The organism is Cedecea sp., from assembly GCF_036500665.1.
Lineage (GTDB): Bacteria > Pseudomonadota > Gammaproteobacteria > Enterobacterales > Enterobacteriaceae > Cedecea.
On sequence record NZ_DASYBS010000110.1, the window covers coordinates 1 to 1,856 of the forward strand.

Here is a 1,856-nt window from a genome sequence, read left to right on the forward strand (position 1 = left end):
ACAACAAACGGTTACTGGAACGGCTGGGTCATATCCCACCGGCAGAAGCGGAAAAGGCCTGGTACGCTTCCATCGGGAATAAGGATCTGGCAGCCTGAGTTCACAGACAAAACACTCTCCCGGAAAACCGGGGCGGTTCAGTCAGCTCTGACGTCGGGAGTGAACAAGAAAATAGCAGAAAGTTATCCGTTTCCTGATGAAGGACAGATAATTGATATTGCTGGAGGAAAAGGCGGTTTGCTGAGAGAAGTTCTGTTCTGTTCACCTGGTTTATCTGGATTGCTTTTCGACAGACCAGAAACGGTGGCAAACACCTTATTGTCCGATGCTGGGCTGGAAAGTCGCTGGCAGGTAGAGGGCGGTGACATATTTAATGATATGCCAAAAGGCGGCGATATTTATCTACTTAAAAATATTCTGCATGACTTTTCAGATGCGGATTGCCTGAAAATATTAACGATCCTGCGCCGTGCCATTAATAAAGGGAAAAAACTTCTGGTTATTGAAGCTATTTTACCTGATGATGGTGCTTTTCATCCTGCGGTTAACTTGGATGTGGTGATGTTAATGACCCTCAACGGGAGGGAGAGGACGATGAAGGAATACAGTCGGCTTCTTGAGACCAGTGGTTTTGCACTTCAGACAATTTATCCTACCCGCTCTTTGACTTCTATTATTGAAGCAATCGCCATGTAATCGTGTCAGGTGTAGTTGGTGGTGCTAAAGCTGTTAATGCTTAGCATCACCACATATGCTCTCAACAAAATAATTCAAGGTCAGGCATTTAATGCCAAACCGGCAGAAATCAGGGCACTGTTCAATCACCAGTTGGACCCGACCCGTACGGCCGAACTGCGGGATCGCATTCTGGCCGCAGGGTTACCCATTTAATTCGTCTTCTTAAAAACTAGTAGCTTTCAGGGCTGCTGGCCAGTTTTTCATTTTCAGTTATTGTGAGCCAGCGAAGATGAAATGCAGGTTCATTTGCAGGTATTGTGGGTCAGAGACCTGCGCTGGTTGCAGCTAATGTGGGCCGAAAACCGGGAGTAAATGCAGGTCGGGTCGATTTCAAATGCAGGTCACTACACATACCTGGTTAGCGCTGGACCCCGTCTTCCTCGATACCGAAACGACCGGACTTGATGGTTAGGAAAGTGAAAATGTGTTTTATAAATTTCCCTACTGTGATCGTCGTTGTCTGGAACACAATGATGGCGCGCATTCGTGGCACTTCTGGCGATAAAATGCGTGTTTTGATGCGTTTTTAACCTGAAACACAAATTTCAGACAGAACTTCCCTATGCTGCAAGCAACTATCGCTCTTTTTCCTGCCGATAATGGCGTCGGGCCAGTAATTCCTCTGCACGAACACCCGCTTCTGCACCCGAAAATACCATCCGGCTGCCACACAGCACGCACTGGTACGGATCCACATTCGTAAATTGTTTCATCAGGGATGCATAGCCTGGTCTGGCCGGCTTTGTCTTTACCTCCATCTCCAGGGCTGCCTACACTTTTAGCAGCAGCGTGCCGCGTCTACGGTTGGACAGGAAACCGTAATACCTCACCATTTTAAAATGCCGGGACGGACTATGGTTGATGTAGCGCAGCAGCATCTCTTCCTGACTTAGCATTTGCCTTCGGTGTCGCTGTGTGCGATGGTCATAATAGTGATGTACAACGGCTCCGCCGGTGTAATGCCGCAACGCGGACGCAGCTATCGGTGGGCGTTTCAGGTAACGGCCAATATAGTTGACGTTTTGTCGGGCGTGCTTTGTCTTTTTAGCAAAGTGGATTTTCCAGCGCCGCCGGAACTGGGCCTCAAGAAACTGGCACCATTCCCGATAATCCCGAAT

The 1,856-nt window shown here is 48.3% G+C and carries 1 protein-coding gene and 2 pseudogenes; 2 read left to right on the top strand and 1 reads right to left on the bottom strand.

The annotated features are described in order from the left end of the window. Positions 1-84 precede the first annotated feature (84 nt). Both VGM55_RS18910 and VGM55_RS18915 read left to right on the top strand, forming a co-directional pair. Positions 85-696 carry a methyltransferase gene (locus VGM55_RS18910; RefSeq protein WP_331636331.1) on the top strand — a complete coding sequence of 204 codons (612 nt, stop codon included), beginning with the start codon at positions 85-87 and terminating at the stop codon, positions 694-696. An 81-nt stretch (positions 697-777) separates the two neighbouring features. Next, positions 778-891 (top strand): annotated as a pseudogene (locus tag VGM55_RS18915) (AAA family ATPase); the annotation flags it as partial. A 422-nt stretch (positions 892-1,313) separates the two neighbouring features. Here the strand turns inward: VGM55_RS18915 and VGM55_RS27600 are convergent. Beyond that, positions 1,314-1,856, bottom strand: a pseudogene (locus VGM55_RS27600) (transposase); the annotation flags it as partial.